This window comes from Niastella sp., from assembly GCF_045805085.1.
In the GTDB taxonomy this organism is placed as follows: domain Bacteria; phylum Bacteroidota; class Bacteroidia; order Chitinophagales; family Chitinophagaceae; genus Niastella.
In genome coordinates, this window is sequence record NZ_JBJMLX010000350.1 from 1 (window position 1) to 5,890 (window position 5,890).

The following is a 5,890-nucleotide window of genomic DNA, read 5'->3' on the forward strand; positions in this document are numbered from 1 at the left end:
AAAGCATTATGTCTATGGAACATTTTAGGTGAATTGATCTGGCACTAATTTTTAGCATAAATAATATTTAAACTAAATCTTAATCATATGGCAATCGAAGGTGCAACAACAACAAATGTTTCTGCTAATTCTAAATTGAAAGATTTATTTATAGAGCAGCTACAAGATCTCTACTGGGCCGAAAAAAAACTGGTTAAAGCTTTAAGTAGAATGGAAGAGGCTGCTACAGAAACTAAACTAAAGGATGCTTTTGCAACGCATCGTCAGCAAACAAAAGAACATGTCAACAGACTAGAACAGGTTTTCTCAAGTATAGGCGAGGAAGCTGATACAACAAAATGCCCTGCAATGGCTGGAATAATTTCAGAGGCGGAAGACCTGATCGACGATACAGATGATGGGTCTGCTCAAAGAGATTCAGCCTTGATCATTGCAGCTCAAAAAGCAGAACATTACGAAATTGCTTCTTATGGCTCTTTGGCGCAGCTGGCTAAAGTACTAGGATATATGGAAGCAAAAAATCTGCTGGGTCAAACGCTCGAGGAAGAGAAGCAGACAGATATGCTTTTGACACAAATTGCAGAGAGCGGCATCAATTACGGAGCAAGTATGGAAACAGAAAATATTTAAAAGTAAAAGCACTAATTGAAATCCGGACAGTATAGGTCCGGATTTTTTTATGCATAATATGATCAATAAATAGACTCATGTTTTAAAATTTTAAATTTGAGTAAGTATTTTATTATAATTCATGAATCAATTAAAAATCGCTACTGCTCAGTTTGAGCATAAAAGTGCTGACAAAGCATACAATTTATCTGTGATAGACCATCTAAGTAAACAAGCTGCAGAAGATGGTGCAAAGGCTATAGCATTTCATGAATGCTCTATAACAGGGTATACCTTCGCCAGGCATCTTTCTAAAGATCAGATGCTCCATCTGGCAGAGTTTGTGCCTGAAGGAGAGAGTATAATCAGGCTTACGGAAATTTCCAGGAAATATCATATTGCCGTACTGGCTGGTTTGTTTGAAAAAGATGAGCAGGACAAGTTGTACAAGACCTATGTCTGCGTCAATGAGAATGGGCTTGTAGCAAAATACAGAAAACTGCACCCTTTTATCAACCCCCATCTTACACCAGGCGATAGCTATTGTGTTTTCGAAATGGAGGGATGGAAATGTGGCATTTTGATTTGCTATGATAATAATGTTATTGAAAATGTAAGGGCCACTGCATTACTTGGCGCGGATATTATTTTTATGCCGCATGTAACAATGTGCACGCCATCACCTCGGCCAGGCGCTGGTTTTGTAGACCCGGAATTATGGGAAAAACGGGAAGAAGATCCTACTTCATTGCGGGCAGAATTTGATGGGCTGAAAGGCCGTAGCTGGTTGATGAAATGGTTACCCGCACGCGCTTATGACAATGGCGTTTATGTCGTTTTTTCCAACCCAATAGGGATGGATGATGACCAGTTAAAGAACGGGTGTTCCATGATCCTTGATCCGTTTGGGGATGTGATAGCGGAGTGTCGCCAGTTAGGAAATGAAATTGCTATTGCTACGCTAACGCCGCAAAAACTGACTCAATCGGGTGGTTACCGGTATAAGAACGCCCGGCGACCTGATTTGTATGGCCATATCATTGCAGCGCCGCATGCCACCGTGCAAAAAGTGGCCTGGTTAAAGGAGGAGTAGTGGGTGATGTTAACAAAGAAGCCTGGTTCATGTAAGGCCAATCTTTCTTATTTTTGGTTACACCTTTTCTAAAATTAACCAAATTGTGATCACCAGAACCATTCCCTCCACAGGTGAATCCATTCCTGTAATAGGTATGGGTACTTATAATACTTTCGATACAAACAATAAATCGGCTTTCGATTCATTAACGGCTGTGTTGAACACCTTTTACCAGGCAGGAGGCCGCCTGATCGATAGTTCTCCCATGTATGGTAATGCAGAACGTATGGTAGGTACACTTACCAGTAAGGCGCCCTTTGCCAATGAGTTATTTTATGCTACCAAGGTTTGGACAAGAGGGTTGCAACAAGGTATCAAGCAAATGGACCATTCCATGGATCTAATGGACCGGAAGGTGATTGATCTGATGCAGATCCATAATCTCACCGATTGGAAAACGCATCTGCCGGTATTGCGGGAATGGAAAGAGGCCGGAAAGATCAGGTATATAGGCATTACGCATTACACCTTCAGTAGTTACGATGATCTGGAAAAGGTAATGCGCGCCGAGCCAGTTGATTTTGTGCAGTTCAATTATTCCATACTTGAAAGGGAAGCTGAAGACCGTTTGTTGTACGTTGCTGCGGAGCTGGGTGTGGCTACCCTGATCAACAGACCATTTGGACAGGGACGCCTGTTTACTCATTTGAAAAACGAACCATTACCCCATTGGGCAGCCGATCTGAGCATTCAAAGCTGGGGCGCTTTTCTGTTAAAGTATATTATTGCACATTCGAATGTGACCTGTGTGATCCCTGCCTCTTCCAATGCCCAACATATGGCCGACAATATGGAAGCAGGCGAGGGAACTTTGCCTGATGAACGCACCAGGGAAAAAATGGCAGCGTATGTGCGGGCGTTATAACTTACACGCTTTTGAAACCCTTCTTATAGTTAAGAAATTGCTTCTCATAAATAGCTATTGGTCCTGAACCGACAGTACAGGCTGGTTTGTGAATGAAGTACAGTAATTTCACCCCATTAATTGCCATATGAATATTTCCTTCAGCATATTTCTGTTCCTTCTGCTGTTACCCGGCATCTCCCTGTCGCAGACATTTTCATTTACTGATAAGGAAAAAGGGTTACAGATCCTGTACAGTCCTGCCGGCCCCAGGCTGGATTCTATAGCCGCTCATTTACTGGCGAATGATATTAAAATGGTAACCGGCAACCAGCCTCCGGTTATCATGGATATAGCCAATGCAAAAGGTAATGTAATTGTGATCGGCAATATTGCTTCTCCGCTTATACGGCAGATCAATGGCAGCCATACTGAATTGGATAGTCTGCGGGGGAAATGGGAGTGTTACGGAGTAATGGGGATTGAAAAGCCCAATAACAACATTTCAAAAGTATTGGTGATTGCAGGCAGCGATGCCCGTGGTACTGCCTTTGGCGTTTTTTCCATTTCAGAAGTATTGGGCGTCTCGCCCTGGTACTGGTGGGCCGATATGCCGGTGAAACAAAAAAAGGAATTGTCGCTTAACTTAATTACATACATATCTTCGCCACCAACCGTGAAATACCGCGGCATTTTTATCAATGATGAAGATTGGGGTTTGCAACCCTGGGCCGCCAAAACATTTGAACCGGAAACCGGCGATATAGGCCCGAAGACGTACGCCAAAGTGTTTGAATTGTTGCTGCGGTTAAAAGCGAATCTCATTTGGCCGGCCATGCACCCCAGCACCAAAGCCTTTTTTAGCTATCCGGGAAATAAAAAAGTAGCGGAAGATTATGGCATCGTCATTGGTACCTCGCATGCAGAGCCGATGTTGCGTAACAATGTAGGCGAATGGGATGAAAAAACGATGGGGCCCTTTAATTATCTCACCAATAAAGAAAAAGTGTATCAATATTGGGAGAGCCGGGTAAAGGAATCAACAGCCATCGATGCCATCTATACCATGGGGATGCGGGGTGTACATGATAGCGGAATGGAGGGCGTAAAGAGTTCCAAAGAAGCGGTTCCGCTGCTGGAGCAGATCATAAAAGATCAGCGTGATTTGCTGGAAAAATACCGGGGAAAAAAAGCATATTCCATTCCACAGGTGTTTACTGCCTATAAAGAAGTGCTGGACATCTATGATAATGGATTGAAAATTCCTGAAGACATTATCCTTGTATGGCCCGATGATAATTATGGGTACATCCAGCGCCTGAATAATCAGGAAGAACAAAAGCGCTCCGGCGGTTCTGGCGTTTATTACCACGCTTCCTATTGGGGCCGTCCGCATGATTATCTGTGGCTGCCTTCTACACATCCGGAACTGATGTATGAAGAGATGGATAAGGCCAGGCGGGAAGGCGCCACGAGGTTATGGGTGTTGAATGTGGGTGATATTAAACCGCTCGAATATAATATAGAACTTTTTTTGAAAATGGCTTATGATCCGCCTTCTGAGAAGCCTGCGACATGGGAAAGGCCAATTATACACTGGTGGATAACTAAACCCTACACGGCCGACCATTTACTATTACGATATTTTCAACTGGCATTTGAACGAAGACCCGAATTCATGGGGTGGAGCCGTACAGAACCTACTACCAAAACCACTACCACCCGGTACAATCATTTCTTTTATGGCGACGAAGCGCAACAGCGGATTGATAAGTACGACTCGCTGGTAAATGAGGTGAAGATATTTTGGTCGAAAATAGATAAAAGTGATTCGGCGGCTTTTTATCAACTCGTATATTACCCGGTGGTGTGCGCTGCCTGGATGAATAAAAAATTCCTGTACCGCGATAAAGCTATTTATTATGCAAAACAAAACCGGTTAAGTGCTTTTGATTATGCCGCGCAGTCAAAAGCCGTGTATGATAGTATTGTAAAGGAAACGGAATATTATAACAACGTGTTGTCGGGCGGCAAATGGAAAAACATCCTATCAATGAAACCACGTAACCTGCCAGTTTATCAGGAGCAGGAAATACCCGCGTTCACTATTGACAGATCAGCCGGTTGGAGTATAGCGCCGGAAGGGTTTGTTACAAAGGATTCCTCATTGATACCGGGTAAGGGCACTATGTTGCCTGCTTTTGATAATATAAACAAGCAGCGGTACTTTATTGATGTTTTTTTGAATGACAGCAAGCCCGTTGAGTGGAAGGCCAGTGTTTCTGCTAACTGGATCAGGCTTTCCCAAAAAGGCGGATGGCTGAGCAAGGAATGGGGAAAGAACCAGGTGCGTATTTGGGTAAACGTTGATTGGAGCAATGTTGGTAAGAGAAAAGAATTAACCGGCAGGGTGATTTTTACAGATGGCGGTAAACAAATGGAATTGAAGGTACGGTGCCATAGGCCGTTTAATAAAGAAGATTTTAGTTGGGGTGAGTATGCTGAAAATAATGGCTTTGTTTGTATTCATCCAATGAATCTGAAAAACAAGCACGATGGGACTTCTTATGGATGGACGCCCATGAATGATCTGGGCTATACAGGAGGCGCATGGGATGTAATCCACCTGGCAGAGCGGGATCCATATTATTCATTAAATGCGGATAGCATAAAAAAGAATAGTTCCTGGCTTGACTATAGTTTTGATACCTATACGTCTGCGGCGCCAACAATCACGGTTTATACAATACCCAGCCAACCGCTCAATAATAATTTCAGCATGCGATATGGTGTGTCTGTAGACGATGGACCGGTTAATATTGTTGATTTTAAAACAGTGGGCAGAAGTGAGGAATGGAAGGAGAATGTTTTACGTAACCGGGCCGAACGCACCATTCAATTACCGCACCTGAATAATGGCAGTCATACTTTGAAAATATATGCAATAGACCCGGGTGTTATGCTTGATGAAATACGCATCGATTTAGGCGGCTTAAAAAAGGCATACAGTGCCATTCCGCAAACAACAGACCCCGGGTTGGATTGGCGCCATCGATATTAAAAAATATAAAGCATGAAGACATTACGATTTGCCCGTCTGTTACTCGTTTGATTGGTTGATAAATTGATTGCAATCAATTTTTTAATATATATAAATGCGTAATTTAGCATTACATCTTAGAAGCTCCTGGCCCATTATTCATCTCTGTTTTTAGTAGCAATCTTAAAAATATAACGTATGAAACAGGCAACTACTACAACTTACAAATATCCTGTAAGCAATATAGTTCATGATTGTAAAC

4 protein-coding genes are annotated in these 5,890 nt (G+C 42.7%); all 4 read left to right on the forward strand.

What is annotated here, in order from left to right:
• Window positions 1–87: 87 nt before the first annotated feature.
• The 4 genes from ACJ751_RS18395 to ACJ751_RS18410 all read left to right on the forward strand — a co-directional run bounded on the left by ACJ751_RS18395 (window position 88) and on the right by ACJ751_RS18410 (window position 5,649).
• Entirely contained in the window at window positions 88–630 is a 543-nt protein-coding gene (locus ACJ751_RS18395; RefSeq protein ID WP_407746983.1) for a ferritin-like domain-containing protein, read from the forward strand.
• A 121-nt stretch (window positions 631–751) separates the two neighbouring features.
• Window positions 752–1,702 (forward strand): nitrilase family protein, encoded by a 951-nt coding sequence (locus ACJ751_RS18400; protein WP_407746984.1) that lies wholly within the window; start codon window positions 752–754, stop codon window positions 1,700–1,702.
• 85 nt (window positions 1,703–1,787) lie between these two features.
• Window positions 1,788–2,609 carry an aldo/keto reductase gene (locus ACJ751_RS18405; RefSeq protein WP_407746985.1) on the forward strand — a complete coding sequence of 274 codons (822 nt, stop codon included), beginning with the start codon at window positions 1,788–1,790 and terminating at the stop codon, window positions 2,607–2,609.
• A 127-nt stretch (window positions 2,610–2,736) separates the two neighbouring features.
• Entirely contained in the window at window positions 2,737–5,649 is a 2,913-nt protein-coding gene (locus ACJ751_RS18410; RefSeq protein ID WP_407746986.1) for a glycosyl hydrolase 115 family protein, read from the forward strand.
• Window positions 5,650–5,890 lie beyond the last annotated feature (241 nt).

Coding starts and splice junctions, on each gene's coding strand:
- ACJ751_RS18395 (WP_407746983.1), top strand. CDS start 88: ATGGCAATCGAAGGTGCAACAACAACAAATGTTTCTGCTAATTCTAAA.
- ACJ751_RS18400 (WP_407746984.1), top strand. CDS start 752: ATGAATCAATTAAAAATCGCTACTGCTCAGTTTGAGCATAAAAGTGCT.
- ACJ751_RS18410 (WP_407746986.1), top strand. CDS start 2,737: ATGAATATTTCCTTCAGCATATTTCTGTTCCTTCTGCTGTTACCCGGC.